Raw genomic sequence first — 18,308 nt, 5'->3', positions numbered from 1 at the left:
TATGAATTTGCAGAAGGAGGAGTACAGAATGAAATTGATCGGGATCGATGTCGGAGGAACGTTTACCGATATTATTTTCACGGATACGGATGAAGGAACCTCTCACATTCATAAAGTACCGACCACTAAAGAGGATCCTTCCATCGGGATGATATCCGGGGTGAAAGCCATTTGTGAGCGCAACGGAATCCCCTTGAGTTCATTGGACCATGTGTTCCACGGAACGACCATTGCGACAAATTCCATTTTGGAGCATGACGGTGCCAAAACGGGCATGATTACTACGGAAGGATACCGGGATATTCTCCATATCGGAAGGCATCAGCGTCCGCAGAATTATTCGATCGCCCAAGAGATTCCGTGGCAGGACCGGCCGCTGATCGAGCGCAGAAACCGGATGGCGGTAAAGGAACGGCTTGTGCCGGTTGCCGGCCAGGCCGAGGTGGAAACCGCGCTGGATGAACAGCGGGTCCGGGAAATTGTCAGACAATTCAAGGCAGACGGCATCGAATCAGTGGTTGTCGGATTGTTATTCTCTTACCTGAACTCGGAGCATGAGGACCGCGTGGCGGAAATTATCCGTGAAGAAGATCCGGATATGTACATAACCACATCTTCAGGGATTTCCCCACAGTTCCGTGAATTCGAACGGTTTACGACTGCGGCCCTAAACGGTTTTGTCGGGCCCAAAGTACAGAATTACGTCGATCGGCTGGAGCAGCGGCTCAAGGAAGCGGGCATTACCTGCGATCTGCATATTATGTCTTCCAGCGGCGGCGTCGCCACAGCGCGCACCATGTCGGAAAAACCGGTGCTGACCCTGTTGTCGGGTCCGGCTGCGGGTGTTCTGGGCGGCCAGTGGGCCGGCAATTTGTCGGGACGGGACAAATTAATTACATTCGACGTCGGCGGGACGAGCGCCGACATCGCTATCATTACCGAGCACGGATTCGGAGAATCCTCAGCGCGGGACACCTGGATTGCCGGATTTCCGGTGCAAATTCCGATGATTGATATTCATACGATCGGTGCCGGCGGCGGAAGCATCGCCCTTGTTGACTCGGGCGGCGCCTTCCAGGTCGGTCCGCGCAGCGCAGGCTCCTATCCGGGTCCGGCCTCCTATGGACGCGGCGGACAAAAGCCGACGGTAACGGATGCGCATGTCGCGCTGGGCCATCTGGACCCGGACAATTTCCTCGGCGGCGAGATGCAAATCTATCCGGACAACGCCGTGCGCGCCTTAAGCGACCTGGCCGCACAGCTGGGACTGGGGATGGAGGAGACGGCTGAGGGACTGCTGACCATTGTCAACAACAACATGGCCAATGCGATCCGCGCCAAGACTGTGCAAAAAGGCTATGATCCCCGCGGGTTCAGCCTGCTGGCTCTGGGTGGAGCCGGTCCGATGCACGCCGTCGAGGTGGCCAAAATCCTGGGTGTGCCGGAGGTCATTATTCCGCCGCATCCGGGGATTACTTCAGCCACCGGCCTGCTGACTACGGATCTCAAATATGATGCGACTCAGACTTTGTTCCTGCAGAGCACGACGATGGACCTCGAACGGGTCAACGCGATTATTGCGAAGCTGGAAGGTCAAATCCGGGGACAGCTTGAGCAGGCCGGATTTACAGATGAGAATGTTAAAGTTCACGGATATTTTGACTGCCGCTATATCGGTCAAGGATACGAGCTGCGCGTCATGTTGCCCGATGAGCCGTTAAGTGCAGATAATATTGAAAATGTATGGAGTAGCTTTCATCTGTTTCACGAAAGAGAGTATGGGCATTCCTTTGAGGGCAGCCCGATTGAAATCGTGAACCTGCGGCTGACGGGAATTGGAGCCATGCCGAAAATCGGCCGTCCGCTGGCCGGACAAGGAAGTTCACTGAGTAAAGCTTTGGTGAAAACGGAGAAATCCATGTTCCGCGTCAATGGAAAACTGCAAGAGGTGGATACGAATTTCTACAGCCGGGATCTGCTTCCGGTAGACACTGTATTCTACGGCCCGTGCGTCGTGCTGCAAAAAGATACGACCACCATCATCCCGCCGGACTGCACCATCGTCCAGGAAGCAACCGGAAATATGATCATCAAAACGGAGGTGTAAATAGAATGGAGAAATTGGAAAACCGTCAAGCGATCGACCCGATTACCTCACAGGTTCTGCGGGGAGCACTCGAGAATGTTGCAATTGAAATGGGCTATAAGCTGGCCCGCATGTCTTATTCCAGCATCATCCGCGAGTCGGAGGATTTCGGCTGCGCGCTGCTCGATGCGGAAGGGCAGCAGCTCTGCGAGTCAACGACCAGCACGCCGCTGCAGTCCGGTCCCATCCCTGGCTATATGCGGGGGATCAAGAAATTAATGGAACAGCGGGGGGATGTGTTCCGTCCCGGCGACGTCATTATGCATAACTCGCCCTATTATGGTGCATCGCATCAGCCGGACGTAGGTTTTTTTGTCCCCGTCTATTACGAAGATCAACTGATCGGATTCTCCTGTTCCACGGCGCATCATCTGGATCTTGGAGCGTTGACGCCCGGTTCGTGCGGAATCGTTGATGCCGTGGATGCGTATGCGGAAGGACTGCAGTTCAAAGCGGTCAAGGTATACGACCAGGGTGTGCGCAATGAAATGATCTGGCAGATGCTCAAAGATAATGTGCGCGCCGCGGATATGGTTGTCGGCGATATGGAAGCCCAAATCGCGACCTGCCGGATTGGAGCGGAGCGTTACCTGGAAATCGTGGAACGTTACGGACTGGACACCGTTCTGGCGGCCAGCGAAGATCTGATGGCTTATTCCGAGCGGATGATGCGCAATGAAATCGCCAAGCTTCCGGATGGCACCTACAAGGCAGAAGGTTATATTGACGGATTTCTGGACAGTCCCGATCCCGAGAAGAAGGACCTGAAATTATGCGTGGCGCTTACGGTTAAAGGCAGCGATGTCATCGTTGATTTAACGGGAACCTCGCCTCAAGTGTCCGACAGACCGATCAATATGCCTCTGGAAGGCACTGTGGATATCGCTGTCTATTTTACACTGCGTTCGGTACTGCTTGACTCCGATCTGTTCGGGCATATTCCGCAAAACTCGGGATTAATGAGACCGATACAGATCATTGCGCCGAAGGGTACGCTGGTGAACCCCTCGTTCCCGGCACCGACGATCGCCCGTTTCTGTCCCGGCAACATGGTGGCCGATACACTCATGCATGCTCTCGGGCAAATCGTGCCGGAGAAGATCAGCGCCGGAATCGGCAACCTGAATGTTGTGGCCTACAGCGGACTGAAGGAAGAACAGTACTGGGTGTACATGGACATCATGGAAGGCAGCTACGGCGGACGGTATGAAAAAGATGGCATGGACGCCGTGGATACACTGTATGCCAATACCCGCAATAATCCGATCGAAGATATTGAATCCCATTACCCGCTGCGCGTGACGCGCTACGAGCTGTTCGACCATTCCGCAGCAGCGGGCAAATTCCGCGGCGGCATCGGGTCCGTCCGGGAAGTTATGTTTCTTGCGAACGGGGGATTTTCGGTTGAGGGGGACGGCCAGAAGTACAAACCGTGGGGATTCTCCGGCGGCAACGATGGCACAGCATGCCAGCTGATCCTGCGTTCGCCCGGCGGGGAGGAAACACCGCTCCCTTCGAAAATTCCGCACCACCGTGCGCAAAAAGGCGACTCGCTGATGCTGATCGGTCCCGGAGGCGGCGGTTACGGCAACCCGCTGGAACGCGATTCCGCAGCGGTCTTGTCGGATGTGCTCGACGGATATATTTCACTTGAAAGCGCCGAACGGGATTATGGAGTTGTGATCTCGGGGCGGGAAATCGATTGGGAAGCGACAGGACGACTTCGTTCCTGATCATTGAGTTAAAGGAGAGGTGAAGGCTATGGATTCGGCAGCTGTGCGGGTTTCCCAGCCGGATCCTTCGTTATATAACGAGGATCTGGCTCCGGTTCCGAAGGAGAAACGAACCTGGGATTGGATCAACTATTCCACGATATGGATGGGTATGGTTCATAATATTGTGTCTTATGAACTTGCGGCAAGTTTGCTCAGCATCGGCATGAGCGTGTGGCAGGCGCTGGGCGCCGTCATTCTCTCCAATGTCGTGCTGATCGCGGTAGTCTGGCTGAACAGTGTCGCAGGCACCAAGTACGGTTTGCCCTTCCCGGTCTTGATCCGCGCCTCATTCGGATACCGCGGGGCGCATATACCGGTGATGATCCGGGCATTTATCGGAATATTCTGGTTTGCGGCCCAGGCTTACGCCGGCAGTAAGGCGGTAGGCGCGATCATAACGGTGCTTTACCCCGGCTGGGCTTCCTTGGGAGACATCATGTTTCTCGGTATGGGTCTGCAGGATTGGATCGGCTTCGCGGTGTTCTGGCTGCTGCATGCCTGGGTCATTTCCCATGGGATGGAGCGGGTGCGGCACTTTGAAATGTGGGCCGGACCGCTCGTCATTGTGCTCGGCTTCGGGCTGGTCGGCTGGGCCATCAAGGTGGCACATGGCGTTGGGCCGCTGTTCGCCATTCAAGGAACATTGTCCGGCGGCCCCTTCTGGAACAGCTTTTTTCTATCGGTTACCGGTCTGATCGGTGTACTTGCAACGCTGGTGCTGAACATTCCCGATTTGACAAGATATTCACGCAGCCAAAAGGATCAAGTGCTGGGGCAGGCGATCGGGCTGCCGGTTATGATGACGGTGTTTGCTTTCATGAGCATTCTGATTACGGCGGGAACCATCGTTGCGTTCGGCAAACCGATCACGAATCCGGTGGAGATTCTGCTGCAGTTTAAGAATCCGTTCGTCATTTTGCTGGGTGCCTTTTCACTCCTTGTCGCAACGCTTTCCGTGAACATTGTCGCGAATGTCGTTTCGCCGGCCTACGATTTGGTCAATCTGCTCCCGTCCAAATTGAATTTTGTGCAAGCAGGCATGATTTCGATCATTATCGGATTATTCTTCGCGCCATGGCTATGGTTTGACAATGCGGGTACCATTTACATGATTTTGGGTGCTATCGGCGGAACGCTCGGGCCGGTCGCCGGCATTATGATCACCGATTATTATTGGGTTCGCGGCAGACAGTACAACGTGGACAGTTTCTTCAGCAAAGAAGGGGAGTTCCGCTATGCAAACGGATGGAATCCGCAGGCGTTCATAGCGCTCGGAATCGGTGTTGTTGCCGCACTCATCGGGCTGTTCGTTCCCGCTCTAGCGGCTGTCTACACCTACAACTGGTTTGTCGGTATTGTGGTTGGCGGACTGGCCTATACCTTTTTGATGCGCGCCAGCCTGAACCGTTCGATGAAAAACAGTATCGGCGGGGGTGTGAATACTCCCTGAAACTGCATCGCGGCGGCGGATCGAAGTAATGAAAGACTACACAGAGAGAACAAGGAGAACTGAAATATGATTAATGCTGAGCGTTTGGCAGAGCGTATTGAAACACTCGGAAATATCGGCCGCACGCTGGACGGAGGGGTTACGCGCATCGCCTTGTCCGAGGAAGACCGGCAGGCCCAGGCTGTCGTATCGGCCTGGATGGAGCAGGCCGGAATGACCGTGCATCTTGATCCGGCCGGGAATTTGATCGGCCGTGTTGAGGGGATGGACAAGACGGCGCATCCGGTGGTCATCGGGTCCCATATCGATTCCGTGGTCAATGGCGGGAAATATGATGGTACCATCGGCGTGCTCGGGGGAATCGAAGTAGTGCAGCATCTAAAAGAAGAAGGAATCCTGACGATGCGCCCGATTGAGGTCATCGCCTTCTGTGAAGAAGAGGGTTCCCGTTTCCAGAGCGGGCTCTTCGGAAGCAGGGCCATGATCGGGGCGACCACAGAAGAGGAACTCGGGTTAAAGGACAAACAGGGAATCACCCGTTCCGAAGCCCTGGCCCGGATGGGTCTCGACCCCGGGAAGATCAAGGCGGAAGCGGTTCGGGCCCAAAGCGATATTCGCGTCTATCTGGAGATGCATATCGAGCAAGGACCGGTTCTGGAGAAAATGAAGGCGCCTGTCGGCATTGTGACCGACATCGCCGGACCTTCCTGGATGGAGGTCGTCGTTCAGGGAAAGGCCGGTCATGCAGGCACGCTGCCCATGGAAATGCGCCAGGACGCCTTTCTGGGAGCCAGCGAAATCGCCCTGCTTGTGGAAAGGGTATGTCTTTCCTATAAAGGGAAGCCGGTTGTTGGAACAGTTGGGCATGTAGAGGTCAAACCGGGCGGTTCGAATATCGTTCCCGGCCGCGTGGTCTTCTCGGTCGATATCCGCGATGTCGATGAAGCCCGCAGAGACGAGGTGATCCGGCAGGTGAAGGAGGGTGCCGCCGGTATCTGCGAGCAGCGGGGACTGCAGGTAAGCTTCCGCGAACGTTTGAATGTACAGCCCGTTCAGTGTACGCCGGCGATCGTGGATGTCATGAAGGAACAGTCCAAGGCTATGCAGCTGGAATGTCCCGAGCTGGTCAGCGGCGCCGGACATGATGCCCAGCTCATAGCAAGTATTTCGGACATGGGCATGATCTTTGTCCGCTGCAAGAACGGCATCAGCCACAATCCCGAGGAATTTGCCGAGACCGCAGACATTGCCCTCGGGACGGAGCTGCTCTCCCGTGTGACTCTTCATTACGCCATGCAATAGTACAACGCCCGCAGTCCTACAGCTTCTGAACAGCATCGTTTATGGGGTACGTTGTCCTAAAATTCTGATTGCATTTTAGGAGGAATGAGAATGAACCAACAGCTGGAGCTTTCCGTGAAGAACGATGCGTTTGATCCGGATCTTTACAACGAAGATCTGGCCCCTGTAAAAAAAGAGAAGCGGGACTGGACATGGTTGAATTACACGACGGTATGGATGGGAATGGTGCATAACATTGTGGCGTACGAAACGGCAGGAAGCCTGCTGGGACTGGGCATGAATGTGTGGCAGGCCCTGGCTACAGTACTCGTAGCCAATGTGATTCTCATCGCCGCCATGTGGTTGAACAGTGTAGCGGGAGCGAAATACGGGCTGCCTTTTCCCGTGTTGATCCGGGCAATCTTCGGATATAAAGGCGTTCATGTTCCGGTGCTTATCCGGGCGTTTGTCGGGATATTCTGGTTCTGCGTACAAACGTACCTTGGCTGCAAGGCGGTCGGGGCTGTCCTGGGTCTGCTTATTCCCGGCTGGAACGGCCTTGAGGCCTACAGCGTAATCGGTATGAATCTGAATGACGCGATTTCTTTCGTTATCTTTTGGTTCCTGCATGTTTACGTAGTGTCGCACGGTATGAACCGGATCAAATTCTTTGAGCTATGGGCAGGCCCCTTGGTTATCGTTCTAGGCCTGGGATTGGTCGTATGGGCCATCTCAACGGCCAACGGGCTTGGACCGCTGTTCTCGGAACCTTCAACTCTGACGGGCGGTAAATTCTGGAGCGTCTTCTTCCTGTCCGTCACAGGACTCATCGGCACTTGGGCCACGCTTATTCTGAACATCCCCGATTTCACACGTTTTGCCCGCTCCCAAAAGGATCAGATCATCGGGCAGGCGGTCGGGCTTCCCGGCACGGCGATCATCTTCTCGATCATGAGCATCGTGATCACCTCCGGGACCGTGATCGCCTTCGGCAGGCCGATCTGGGACCCGGTGGAGCTGCTGATTCAGTTCGATAATCCGATCGTTCTGATTCTGGGCGCATTTTCCCTGCTGATTGCCACCTTATCCGTCAACGTCGCCGCCAATGTTGTATCCCCTGCATATGATCTGATTAATCTGATGCCCAGAAAATTAAACTTTGTCAGAGCGGGCATCATCTCCATGATTCTGGGATTGTTTTTTGTCCCCTGGCTCTGGATTGAGAATTCAGGCGCGATCTTCAGCGCGCTCGGGGCAGTGGGCGGCGCACTCGGGCCTGTTGCCGGGATCATGATCGCCGACTTTTATCTCGTCCGTAAAGGCGAGTATGACGTCGACAGCTTTTATACCAAAACCGGGGCTTATGCTTATTCGGGCGGCTGGAACCCCCGGGCCTTCATCGCCTTGTTCCTGGGATTGTTCGCTTCTTTTATAGGGCTGGTCATCCCCGCGCTTCATTCCCTTTATACGTTTTCCTGGTTTCTCGGCGTAGGGGTCGGCTTTGTGGCTTACACGCTCCTGATGCGATCCGTCGTCACTCCGGTTTCACAGCAGCAGGCACCCCTTATCCGCGCCGCGGACGAGTAATGGCATAAAAATTCCAAAACATGAAACAATGAGAAAGGGACAGGTGAGACGATGAAGATCAAGGTGATCAATCCGAACACAACATGGGAAATGACACGGGGCATCGAGCATGCGGCCAAAAGCGCGGCGAGGCCCGGGACGGAAATATTAGCGGTAAGTCCGGAGATGGGGCCGGTGTCTATCGAGTCCTATTATGACGAATATCTGGCGATTCCCGGCGTGCTGCAGGAAATTCAAAAAGGCGAAGCCGAAGGCATAGACGCTTATGTCATCGCCTGTTACGGTGATCCCGGCCTGCAGGCGGCCAGAGAACTGACGAAGGCGCCTGTCATCGGCATCGCCGAAGCCTCGCTGTATATGGCTTCCATGCTGGCGGCGCGTTTCTCGATTGTCACGGTGCTGCCGCGGATCAAGACGATGCTGGAGGAGCTGGTAACCGGATATGGCATGGATCACCGTGTGGTGCAAATCCGTACGACTCCGCTCGGCGTGCTGGACTTTGAGCGGGACCCGGTCAGAGGGATGGAAATCCTCGCCGAGGAAGGCAGAAGGGCCGTGGAGGAAGATTATGCGGAAGCCATTCTGCTGGGCTGTGCGGGCATGGCCGAATTCGCGGACCGTTTGGAGCAGGAACTGGGCGTTCCGGTGTTCGACGGCGTGGTCGCGGCCGTGAAGTTTGCGGAATCGATTGTCGACCTGGGGAAAAAGACGAGCAAGCTGAAGACGTATAAATACCCGGAAAAAAAGAAGTTTGCCGGTGTTCTTAGTTCATTCGAATAGTGAACAAGCCAAGGAAGCATGGGCGCCGCAGGGCGTCCACGCTTTTTTTTGGTTGAGAAGGAACCCTCTGCTGGTGATGACCTAACTTTACAGATGGTATATTCTGATAGTATTATAATCAGCGTATTGTTATGAGAATTATGACCGGTGAAGGAGACTGTGTATATGGGCAAGCAGAACCAAGCGCAAATTGCATACGACAGCATTCTTCGGGACATCGAAGAGAACCAGCTAAACCAAGGCCAGCCCATTATAGAAGAAGAATACGCCAAGAAGCTGAATATGAGCCGGACCCCGGTAAGAGAAGCGATCAGACTATTGTCTGTGGAAGGCTTTGTGACCGTCTATCCCCGGAAAGGTGCGTACGTTAGTGTGCTTACTGCAGAAGATGTAAGGGAATGTTACGAGATGATGGAGGCCGTTGAGGGGATGATCGCCTACTTAGCCGCACGACAGCCCTCTTCTGAGCAAATTCGCCAGCTTACGGAGCTGGTAGGCAGGATGAATGAGCAGAAAAGCCTGTCCAATTTCCATCAGTGGAAGGAGCATGACATCGAATTTCATCGTACCATGCACCGTATGTGTCCGAATAAGCTGCTTAATTACCATGTAGAAAAACTGTTCCACAAAACCTACCAGATCCAGACACAGTTTGTGGCGGGAGTCAATTTGGATAAAGCAACAGAGGAGCATCAACTTATACTCGAGGCAATCATTGCCAGAGACTCCGAGAAAGCCAGGTATTACACACAGCAAAATTGGAACAGAGCCAGAAATGATCTGGTTAAATATGGGTACAAAGATACGTTGTAGGTATCTATAAAGATTCATTTAAATGCTTACGGCATAGGTATCATATAAACAAGCCATTTGTTACGCTCCCGCCGGGGAGGGGAATGAATGGTTTTTTTATTTTATGTCATGTTATCTCACTTGATATCTGATAAAAATATCTTTTCACATCCCATGTGTAACTTTTGTTGACAAGAGATCTCCGTGTACGTATTATTGTATACAATAACAAAAACAATTTGTTTGCAGAAGATTAAGGGGGATTACCACATGACGATTGATATCAGCCGCTTGCCCATTATTGACGACCACTGTCATCCATTCATGCCGACCCGGGAGAAGAAGAGCTTCGATAATTGCTTCACCCTCTCCTTGATACCCCCTAAGAGCCGCGATACCCGAAACACCCTGTTATTCAAAATAGTCCGTAAAGAGATGATTCAGCTGCTGGGGCTTGATCCCCGCGTGTCAGATGATGAACTGATCCTGCAGCGCAATCAGCGTTATAAGGCTAATCCCAAAGAATATGTTGATATGCTTTTCAAGGATATAGGCCTGGAATCACTGCTGGTGGACTACGGTTTCCCGGTTATGGGATCCCGCTTAGCCCAGGAGGAGCTTGACTGGTTCCACCAGACTTCGTCGTCGATTCCGACCCGCCGCATTCACCGGGTGGAAGCTACATACCATCGGCTGTTCGAGGAGAAGGTTCCCTTCGAGGAATTGGAAGAGACCTACATCCGGGAGTTGAGGGACGAGGTGGAGAATCAGGGAACGATTGCTTTTAAGACTGTGATTGCTTACCATACCGGACTGAAAATAAATAAGATCAGCAAGACTCAGGCTGCAGACAGCTACAGTGAGTTCCTGAAATCGCCTGACAACACCGAAGCTGAAAAAGATGTCCGTGACTATCTGGTGCTGCTCGCGTTCGAGCTGTGCATGGAATATGACATTCCGATTCAGATGCATTCGGGTGCAGGCGATGCCCCGCTACTGGATGTGAAGCTCGCGAGTCCGCTGCTGATGCACAATATTGTCAGCGATCCGCACTATCAGGCTGTGAAAATTATTTTTATTCATACCGCGTATCCGTTTGTCGAGGAAGCCGGTTATCTGGTCAATCAATATCATAATGTGTATCTCGATTTGTCTTCCATGATCCCCTTCAGCAGCATAGGAGTGCAGCCGAAGCTCCGGCAAATCTTTGAGATGGCCCCTTTTACAAAGGTAATGTACGGCTCCGACGGCTTTACGATTCCCGAAGTCAGCTGGCTGGGCGGCCGGATGATCAAGAAAGAGCTCGGTACAATGCTGACGGATCTGGTGACAGAAGGAATTATTGATGAAGAATACGCGTATACAGCGGCAGGTATGGTTTTATCGGAAAATGCGCGTAATTTGTATATCCGTAACTGGAATGAACGATCAAACGGTTAAATAACGGGGAAGTTACCATACTCTCAAACGAGAAGGGGATATGTATGATGCGGAAATGGTTCTATGGAAAAGCTGCGGCAGGTATACTGACACTTCTGATGACGGCGACAGCGTGCAGTTCAGGTAATGAGGCTACAACGGCGGCAGCCACAGACAAGCCTTCCGGCGGTAAGCTGGTAGTCACCTCTTTCGGTGGGGCGATTGAAGAAACCCAGCGTGCCTACATCGAACAATTTGAAGAGGAATACAATGCCGAGGTTGAAGTCGTTACCCTGTATTCGGCAGATGCGCTGGCCAAGATTCGTGCGGAGAAAAACAATCAAACCATTGATGTGGTGCTGTTCTCCGGCGGTCAGGAGCAGATTGCAGCCAAAGAGGATCTGATTATGAAGCTTGATCCGCAGCAGATGGAGAACCTGGATAATCTCTACCCTGAAGCGCTCAGTGCAGACGGCTACGGGCCTACATTTGGTTATGAAGCTCTTGGCATGATTTATAATTACGACGCGATCCCCACCCCTCCAGCCTCGTGGAATGATTTATGGAAAGATGAGTATAAGGGACAAGTCGGCCTGGTTGATATCTCGAACACTTATGGAAACCAGTTCCTGGTAGCTCTCGCCAAGATGAACGGCGGCGGAGAGGATAACATCCAGCCGGGACTCGATGCTGTCGAGACTTTGCTGCCAAGTACCGCGGCCATCGTCAAATCCAGTCCCGAGGTCGGGAATTTATTCGCCCAGGATGAGGCGGTCATTGCGCCGTTCGATTCCGGCTATGCCTATACGTTCGGCAAGCAGGGAATTCCGATCGGCTTCGCAATTCCTGCTGAAGGAGCCGTTGGTATTTATATCACGGCACAAGTTGTGAAAGGTAGTCAGAATCCGGAATTGGCCCAGAAGTATATCGACTTCCTGCTGCGTCCGGAGATACAGCAGCTGACCGCTGAGGGCGGAGGTTATTCCCCGACCAATACTGAAACCGAATTGTCTGACGAACTGAAGGCCATCCTTCCGAATGGTGAAGAAACGTTTAACAGCCTGATCCGGCTTGATTTGGAGCTGGTGAACAACAACAAGGCGGATTGGATGGAGAAGTGGAGCAAACTGATTTCACAGTAGCACTGTAACAATACTATTGAAGGGAGCTGCAATGCCGTGCTGAAACGCATTCCCCCTTACTGGATCCTGCTGGCTCCCGGGCTGATTATTTTTCTGCTGATCTTTGTTCTTCCGCTCGTCCGGCTGCTGGTACTCAGCTTTTATCGTACGGACCCGTCCGGGGCCATGGAAGCGGCATTCGTCTGGGAGCAATACGCAAGATTCTTCACAGATCCGTATTATCTGCAAATGCTCTGGCGTTCGGTGTATATCGGTATCGCTGTAAGCTTTATCTGTCTGATTCTGGGGTACAGCCTGGCTTATGGCGTATCCCGGGCTCAGCCCAAGCACCGTTTTCTGCTGCTCATTTTGATCGCGCTCCCTCTTTTGACAAGCGCCGTGATCCGCAATTTCGGATGGATTATTATACTGGGCCGCAAAGGAATTCTGAATCAGCTTCTTCTCGAAATAGGGCTGATTCGTGAGCCGCTTGAATTATTGTATACCCCTGTCGGTGTAATTATCGCTTTGGTGCATGTCATGCTCCCTTATATGGTGCTCGTCCTGTATTCCGTATTAGAGGGTATGGACCGCAATCTTGAAAGTGCAGCCGCCAACCTGGGGGCTTCGAGAACAAAGGTATTCTGGTTCGTCACCCTGCCGCTGTCCAAACAGGGGATTATTGCCGGTACACTGCTTGTTTTCTCGATTACACTAAGCTTCTTCGTCACCCCTTCCTTGATCGGCGGAGCCAAGGTGAAGCTGATGGCCACAGAAATCTATAATCAGACAATCAACTTGCTTAACTGGCCTTATGCTTCTGCTATGGGCGTCATTTTGCTGCTGACCATGCTTGGGATAACCAGTCTCTACAGACGGATGCTAAGCGGCAGGAAGCCGGGAGGAGTCGTTTGATATGAGAAGGAAATTCCCTCTGCTTACTATAGTGAATACGCTGATTTATCTGTTTATTATGGCGCCGCTGCTTGTCATCCTGATCTCATCCTTTAATTCCGGTGAGTTTCTGGTGTTTCCTCCCCAGGGCTTCTCATTGAGATGGTATGAGGAGGTACTTACAGGCGGAAGGTATTCGGAGCCGTTTCTGACCAGTATCAAGCTGGCTGTATTAACCACTGTCTTCGCACTCCCGCTGGGGACAATGATTGCCTACGCTATAGCCCGGTTTGAATTTCGATTGAAAAATGCGCTGCAGGGATTGTTTCTGTCGCCGCTGGTTATTCCGACACTGCTGTTTGGCATCGGGCTGCTGATTTTCTTCAGTTATCTTGGGGTACGGATGTTCTTCCTGAGACTGCTGCTGGCCCATATCATATTGATTATTCCTTATGTTGTGCGGACCATGCTGGCCGGATTTTCGCGGATGGAGCGGTCGGTGGAAGAGGCATCAATTATTCTGGGCGCTTCGCCGATCAAGACCTTTTTCCTCGTGACGCTGCCGTTTGCCAGACCGTCGCTGCTGGCCAGTGCTTTCCTCAGTCTGGTGCTTTCCTTTGATGAACTGGTTATTGCTTTATTCCTTACCGGTCCAGGCATTAAGACTCTGCCGATGACCATTTATTCGGACATTCAGTTTAACCTGTCTCCCTCGCTGGCGGCGGTATCTTCGATTATTATTGCAGGTACGATTCTGATCGGACTGCTGGGTATCGGCTTTACACGGTGGGGCAAAAAGACATAGCAGGGAGGCGCAACCATGAGCCAATTAATCATCGAAAATCTAGTGAAAAATTACGGGCAAAAGCCTGTAGTGAACCAACTGAATATTACTGTGGAGAGCGGTGAGATGTTGTCGCTGCTCGGACCGAGCGGGTGCGGGAAAACAACGACCCTGCGGATGATTGCCGGCATGCATGATCCAACCTCGGGCTCCATCCGGCTGGACGGCAAGGAGTTGACACGGATTGCCCCGCATAAGCGGAACATCGGGCTTGTTTTTCAGAATTATGCCTTGTTCCCTCATCTAAATGTTTTTGAGAATGTGGCCTTTGGACTGAAACGTCACGGTGTGCCCAAATCGGAAATCAGAGAACGGGTGGAAGCGGCTCTGCATTCTGTGCGGCTGAATGAATTTGCAGAACGGTTCCCCGCGCAAATGTCCGGCGGACAGCAGCAACGGGTTGCGCTGGCGCGGACCCTTGTGCTTAAGCCGCCGCTTGTACTGTTTGATGAGCCGCTGAGCAATCTGGATGCCAAGCTGCGCCAGGCGCTGGGAATTGAAATCCGCGTATTGCAGCGGAAGTTTGGCTTTACGGGTATCTTTGTTACCCATGACCAGGAGGAAGCAATGGTCATCTCTGACCGTATTGCGGTCATGAATGGCGGGAACATTGTGCAGATCGGAACGCCGCAGCAGATTTATATGCACCCCGTCGACCCATTTGTGGCTGATTTTGTGGGCGAATCAAACTTGTACCCGATCACGAATGTCACGGCTTCGGAAGGCTTCTGGCGCTTTGAGCTGTCGAAGGGAAACATTATTTCTGCGGAGAAAACCGGGAATGGTAGCGCGCCCACTTATGTTATGGTCCGGCCGGAGGCCGTTTCTGTCCGGCGTAAAGGTGTGGATGATCAGCCGGTACCGGAGGCGGGGTTCAATGCGGTGGCCGGTGAAGTGACTTTCATTAACTATTCCGGTTCTTCCTATCTCATCGGAGTTGCCATCGAATCTCTCGATGAGCAATTTATTGTCCGGCTGCAGAATACGAGAAAAGAGCTTGATCTGCGGGTAGGGGAAGAAGCGGTGGTTCAGTGGCCTGTTCATGATACGCTAACCTTTTGAACTGCAGAGTAGGCGGATACATATATCGTAAGGCCCAATGCTATAAAATATCACCAGTTCAATTTATTTTGTCTGTCTACAACAAAACCTCTCTTGGTGAAATGGAGTTTGACCATCCATTCCGCTGAAGAGAGGTTTTTTGGTGTTGATTGCGGACAGGAATCCTGATCCGAGTGTCAGCCTTTGATAATCAGATCGGCCTGGATCAGGATTTTTTCAAAGCTTGTGCCGGGATTAAGGATTCTCCACAGCATCTGGTCGACAGCCCGCATACCAAGCTGTCCCTTATTGACATCAACGGTAGCCAGCAGAGGCAGTGAAGGATAGGTGTTATCAAAGCCGGTGAAGGTCAGATTGGCGGGAACAGGCAGGCCCATGTATTCCATGGTTTCGATCGCGAACAACGCGTAGGTGTCGTTGGCGCATATGAAGATGTCAGGCAGGCCATGCTCGGTAACTGCGGCGGCGAAAGTCTCCCTGAACTGGTCAATCTCAGGACCGATCAGCGCAGGAATCTGGCTGAGTCTGATTCCCTTATCCTCCAGTGCCGCACGGAAGACAAGGAAGCGTTCGTAGAAGCTTTCAGCATCGCGGATGTTGCCGATAAACTGGAAGTTGGTATATCCTTTGCCGATGGCCAGGCTCATCAGCTCCTTCATGACAGTCATGTTATCGGTAAAAATAGAATCACTCTTGAAGCCGGGATCAGCGTGATCCACCATCATCACAGGAATTCCGAGACTGCGGATCTCCAGCAGGATTGGGGTTGAAATCGAACCGACTGTGATCACACCCATTATGGCCTCGGGATGCAGCAGGGAGAACAGGGAGTCTCCCTTGGGTTCGGTTAATGTCACCACGTTGATGCCCCGCTGGTCCAGCCTGGAGGAGATACCGTTAAACACCGGACCCCAGTATAAGGATTTCGGATTCTGGTAGCGGACGTTAGGGAACAGAATGACAATGGTCCCGGACCATTTGCGCATATCCAGATCCACCGGTCCGCCAGGAGCCTTTGCCGGCAGAGAGTCCTTGAAATAGCCAAGCTGGCCGGCGGCTTTGAGTATCGTATCCCGGGTCTGGGAGCTGACTCCGGGTTTGTTCGATAAGGCCCGTGAAACTGCAAATTTGGAGAGTCCTGTGAAATCCGCTATAGATTGTATCGTTACTTTGCGTCGCATAAAATCATCCCACTCTAGTCAGATTAGTCAGCTTGTCAAAAGGGAGCCGTATTAACAATTCTACATGAAGAAGGCCGGACTCACACATCTTTTTTTTGGGGGATAAAAATAAAAACGAACAGATTTAAATGAATAGCGATAGAGATTTGTTTGATGGTTATGTTTTGTTGTATGTTATTTTTGTTATTGTTAAATTAATAAAAAGGAGTAAGATCATTCATTAAATTAGGTTTAGATACATAAATTAGAAAATGAAAGCGTGTTAAATCTAAAAAGACGTCAAAATAGGATTGACCGTTTGCCTAACGGGTGGTAATATTTGTTATGCAAAATAAAAACAAAAATAATAACAAAAGAAAAGGTGGTATGCCGAAAAGAACGATGCTTCTGGAATGTTGTTATTTTTTTATACATGTCTGTAAGCGCTTTAATTTAATTATGGGAGGTTATACGAATGAAAAGAGTAAAGGGGTATTCCGTTTTGTTGCTGTGCCTGGTTTTTCTGCTTACAGCCTGCAGCGGCGGGAATAATGCGGCGAACAATCCCAAAAATAATCCGACTGCAGAGCCGGCTGCAACCGAGGCGGTTGCAGAAGCAACGGCAGAGCCTACAGCAGCACCGGTGGATATGGGCGGACGCGTTATTAAGGTAGCTGCCTGGTGGGACCTCAAGCCGGCGGGAAATTCCGCTTCCGAGAAGGAACGGCTGGCCAAGATTGCCGAAGTGGAGCAGAAATACAACTGCAAATTTGAATTCGTGAATGTGCCGTTTGAAGAATATATGCCGAAGTTTACAGCAACTGCGCTTACGGGAGAGCCCTTTGCCGACATCGTGATTATGGAGTACAACTCGGCATGGCCGGCCATTCTTAAGGGGCAGCTGATGAAGGTCAGCGAGTATACAACTGCCGAATCCAATATTAACAACGAAGCTACTCTGCTGGTTAAAGCCCCGCAGATCGACAATGAATACTACGCTTTTGCGGAGCCGGGAACAGGGGGCGCGGGCCTGCATTACAACCGTGACTTGTTCAAGAAGCTGGGCCTGCCTGACCTGCAGGAGGTATACGCGAGCGGACAATGGAACTGGGATAAGTTCATCGAAATCGCCAAGCAGGCTACCAAGGATACCGATAATGACGGCAAAATTGACACCTACGGGTTCTCGGGCTGGGCTATCGACATCCTCCGCAATTTCTCTGCGGCCAACGGAGGCAAAATTGTTGACGAAGCCACAGGCACCCAAGGCCTGACCGATCCGAAGGTGATTGAAACCGCTGAATTCATCAACCGGCTCTACAATGTGGAGAATGTCATGAAGGTCAAAGGCACCGACAAAATCGGCTATGACGAGTTCAACACCTTCAAAGACGGCGATGTGGCGATGTTCCCGGCTCCGGTATGGAATCTGGGCGACCTGACCTTTGATTTCGGTGTCGTTCCGTTCCCTAACGGCCCGTCAGGATCTCCTGAGGTGACGTATGCGGATAACGGAAAAAATGCCTTCTTTATTCCTAAAGGTGTAAAAGATCCGTCGGCTGTGTACCAGGCGTTCGAGGAAACGTATGACATTACCCAAACCGGCGATTTCCCGAGCCAGGAATGGCTGGAAAGCATCTATGCCCATGAAGAAGATGTAGCAATGCTGCATGACCATATCAACAACACAGGCCAGATTCTGCTGGAAACCGCTTATCCTGAATTCCCGACCTACGGCTTTATGAAGGATATTATCGTAGATAATCAGTCGGTTACTGCGACTGCCGAGAAGTATAAACCGGAAGCAGAGGCTTCCATTGCCAAGCTGGGCAAGTAACAGAAGCGGCCTGGGCCGCATTTGCGGCGGGGGAGCCTGCGGGCTCCCCCTGCTGCATACAGGTAAGATTTCACCACAGCATGCCAGCCTTTCCGTACAAGGGGAACTGCGGCTTCTGCTGTAAGGAGGACTTCTGGTGACCGGTAAAACTAGCCGTTTT

The 18,308-nt window shown here is 52.1% G+C and carries 14 protein-coding genes; 13 read left to right on the top strand and 1 reads right to left on the bottom strand.

Translation table 11 applies throughout. The features are described 5' to 3' along the window. Positions 1-28: 28 nt before the first annotated feature. The 12 genes from M2108_RS26380 (at position 29) to M2108_RS26325 (ending at position 15,151) form a co-directional block, all read left to right on the top strand. Complete coding sequence (locus M2108_RS26380) at positions 29-2,107, top strand: hydantoinase/oxoprolinase family protein (RefSeq protein ID WP_277472349.1); 2,079 nt, start codon at positions 29-31, stop codon at positions 2,105-2,107. A 5-nt stretch (positions 2,108-2,112) separates the two neighbouring features. Next, positions 2,113-3,879 (top strand): hydantoinase B/oxoprolinase family protein, encoded by a 1,767-nt coding sequence (locus tag M2108_RS26375; RefSeq protein WP_277472348.1) that lies wholly within the window; start codon positions 2,113-2,115, stop codon positions 3,877-3,879. Between the two features lie 28 nt (positions 3,880-3,907). Further along, positions 3,908-5,371 carry an NCS1 family nucleobase:cation symporter-1 gene (locus tag M2108_RS26370; protein WP_277472347.1) on the top strand — a complete coding sequence of 488 codons (1,464 nt, stop codon included), beginning with the start codon at positions 3,908-3,910 and terminating at the stop codon, positions 5,369-5,371. A 66-nt stretch (positions 5,372-5,437) separates the two neighbouring features. Then, positions 5,438-6,673, top strand: coding sequence for a Zn-dependent hydrolase (locus M2108_RS26365; protein WP_277472346.1), 1,236 nt, complete (start codon positions 5,438-5,440; stop codon positions 6,671-6,673). A gap of 90 nt (positions 6,674-6,763) precedes the next feature. Then, on the top strand, positions 6,764-8,239 hold the full coding sequence (locus M2108_RS26360) for an NCS1 family nucleobase:cation symporter-1 (protein ID WP_277472345.1): 1,476 nt from the start codon (positions 6,764-6,766) through the stop codon (positions 8,237-8,239). A 51-nt stretch (positions 8,240-8,290) separates the two neighbouring features. Then, positions 8,291-9,019 (top strand): aspartate/glutamate racemase family protein, encoded by a 729-nt coding sequence (locus tag M2108_RS26355; RefSeq protein WP_277472344.1) that lies wholly within the window; start codon positions 8,291-8,293, stop codon positions 9,017-9,019. A gap of 165 nt (positions 9,020-9,184) precedes the next feature. Beyond that, entirely contained in the window at positions 9,185-9,832 is a 648-nt protein-coding gene (locus M2108_RS26350) for a GntR family transcriptional regulator (protein ID WP_277472343.1), read from the top strand. Positions 9,833-10,081: 249 nt separating this feature from the next. Further along, positions 10,082-11,251, top strand: a complete 1,170-nt coding sequence (locus M2108_RS26345) for an amidohydrolase family protein (RefSeq protein ID WP_277472341.1) — start codon at positions 10,082-10,084, stop codon at positions 11,249-11,251. A gap of 44 nt (positions 11,252-11,295) precedes the next feature. Continuing rightward, complete coding sequence (locus M2108_RS26340; protein ID WP_277472339.1) at positions 11,296-12,372, top strand: ABC transporter substrate-binding protein; 1,077 nt, start codon at positions 11,296-11,298, stop codon at positions 12,370-12,372. A 36-nt stretch (positions 12,373-12,408) separates the two neighbouring features. Next, positions 12,409-13,266, top strand: coding sequence for an ABC transporter permease (locus M2108_RS26335; protein WP_277472338.1), 858 nt, complete (start codon positions 12,409-12,411; stop codon positions 13,264-13,266). A 1-nt stretch (position 13,267) separates the two neighbouring features. Then, a complete protein-coding gene (locus M2108_RS26330; RefSeq protein ID WP_277472337.1) occupies positions 13,268-14,050 on the top strand; it encodes an ABC transporter permease in 783 nt (260 codons plus the stop codon). Positions 14,051-14,065: 15 nt separating this feature from the next. Beyond that, positions 14,066-15,151 carry an ABC transporter ATP-binding protein gene (locus M2108_RS26325; protein ID WP_277472336.1) on the top strand — a complete coding sequence of 362 codons (1,086 nt, stop codon included), beginning with the start codon at positions 14,066-14,068 and terminating at the stop codon, positions 15,149-15,151. 176 nt (positions 15,152-15,327) lie between these two features. Here the strand turns inward: M2108_RS26325 and M2108_RS26320 are convergent, their stop codons facing one another. Further along, entirely contained in the window at positions 15,328-16,332 is a 1,005-nt protein-coding gene (locus M2108_RS26320) for a LacI family DNA-binding transcriptional regulator (protein ID WP_277472335.1), read from the bottom strand. A 454-nt stretch (positions 16,333-16,786) separates the two neighbouring features. Here M2108_RS26320 and M2108_RS26315 point away from each other — a divergent pair, with 454 nt between their 5' ends. Beyond that, positions 16,787-18,148, top strand: coding sequence for an ABC transporter substrate-binding protein (locus tag M2108_RS26315; protein WP_277472334.1), 1,362 nt, complete (start codon positions 16,787-16,789; stop codon positions 18,146-18,148). Positions 18,149-18,308 lie beyond the last annotated feature (160 nt).

The sequence above is a fragment of the Paenibacillus sp. PastM-3 genome (assembly GCF_029893965.1).
GTDB lineage: Bacteria > Bacillota > Bacilli > Paenibacillales > Paenibacillaceae > Paenibacillus_AQ.
This window is presented reverse-complemented; position numbering and strand designations above follow the sequence as displayed.

Excerpts from the sequence above, each read along its gene's own strand:
- M2108_RS26380 (WP_277472349.1), top strand. The coding sequence starts at position 29 with ATGAAATTGATCGGGATCGATGTCGGAGGAACGTTTACCGATATTATT.
- M2108_RS26375 (WP_277472348.1), top strand. The coding sequence starts at position 2,113 with ATGGAGAAATTGGAAAACCGTCAAGCGATCGACCCGATTACCTCACAG.
- M2108_RS26370 (WP_277472347.1), top strand. The coding sequence starts at position 3,908 with ATGGATTCGGCAGCTGTGCGGGTTTCCCAGCCGGATCCTTCGTTATAT.
- M2108_RS26365 (WP_277472346.1), top strand. The coding sequence starts at position 5,438 with ATGATTAATGCTGAGCGTTTGGCAGAGCGTATTGAAACACTCGGAAAT.
- M2108_RS26360 (WP_277472345.1), top strand. The coding sequence starts at position 6,764 with ATGAACCAACAGCTGGAGCTTTCCGTGAAGAACGATGCGTTTGATCCG.
- M2108_RS26355 (WP_277472344.1), top strand. The coding sequence starts at position 8,291 with ATGAAGATCAAGGTGATCAATCCGAACACAACATGGGAAATGACACGG.
- M2108_RS26350 (WP_277472343.1), top strand. The coding sequence starts at position 9,185 with ATGGGCAAGCAGAACCAAGCGCAAATTGCATACGACAGCATTCTTCGG.
- M2108_RS26345 (WP_277472341.1), top strand. The coding sequence starts at position 10,082 with ATGACGATTGATATCAGCCGCTTGCCCATTATTGACGACCACTGTCAT.
- M2108_RS26340 (WP_277472339.1), top strand. The coding sequence starts at position 11,296 with ATGATGCGGAAATGGTTCTATGGAAAAGCTGCGGCAGGTATACTGACA.
- M2108_RS26330 (WP_277472337.1), top strand. The coding sequence starts at position 13,268 with ATGAGAAGGAAATTCCCTCTGCTTACTATAGTGAATACGCTGATTTAT.
- M2108_RS26325 (WP_277472336.1), top strand. The coding sequence starts at position 14,066 with ATGAGCCAATTAATCATCGAAAATCTAGTGAAAAATTACGGGCAAAAG.
- M2108_RS26320 (WP_277472335.1), bottom strand. The coding sequence starts at position 16,332 with ATGCGACGCAAAGTAACGATACAATCTATAGCGGATTTCACAGGACTC.
- M2108_RS26315 (WP_277472334.1), top strand. The coding sequence starts at position 16,787 with ATGAAAAGAGTAAAGGGGTATTCCGTTTTGTTGCTGTGCCTGGTTTTT.